This window comes from Aeromonas bivalvium, from assembly GCF_000819765.1.
Taxonomy (GTDB): Bacteria; Pseudomonadota; Gammaproteobacteria; order Enterobacterales; family Aeromonadaceae; genus Aeromonas; species Aeromonas bivalvium.
Window position 1 is genome coordinate 1 of sequence record NZ_CDBT01000002.1, and the last position, 705, is coordinate 705.

The window sequence follows — 705 nt, forward strand, 5'->3', positions numbered from 1 at the left end:
TGGATTTGACCCCATAGGTCCAGACACTTTTTCCCGCTTAGGATTGTGATACCCGACTGCGCAGAAATTCCCGGGGTGAACGGTATCCCAAGGCGCTGTGCGGGTGGTGTTCGTTATAATGCTCAAACGCGATAGCCAAATTGCCTACCGCTGTTCGGCTATCCGGTTTTGGCATCATCTCGATATAGTCTCGCTTCATCGTCTTCACGAAGCTCTCCGCCATACCGTTGCTCTGTGGGCTTCTCACCGCAGTAGTTCTGGGCTCCAACCCGATTTCTCGTGCAAACGCGCGGGTCTCATGGGCTCGATACGCCGAGCCATTATCAGTCAGCCACTCCACCGGTGATGCCGGCAACGAATCCCCAAAGCGACGTTCGACAGACCTCAGCATGACATCTTGCACAGTGTCACTGTCGTAACCCCCAGTACTGGCCGCCCAGTCCAACGCTTCCCTATCGCAGCAATCCATGGCGAACGTGACACGTAGTTTTTCACCGTTATCACAGCGAAACTCGAAGCCATCTGAGCACCACCGTCGATTGCTCTCCTTGACGGCAACACGCCCCTTATGTGCCTGCTGGGCCAATGGTGCAGCTGGTTTTCTTTCCAGCAGCAAGCCATGCTCGCGCATGACGCGATATACCCGCTTAGCGTTTACCACAGGTTGTTCTGTTGCCTCAGACTGGCGCCGTAACAGCGCCCAGA

1 pseudogene is annotated in these 705 nt (G+C 55.5%); it reads right to left on the reverse strand.

Annotated elements, in window-relative coordinates:
- A pseudogene (locus BN1119_RS00140) lies at nt 1-705 on the reverse strand (IS3 family transposase); the annotation flags it as partial.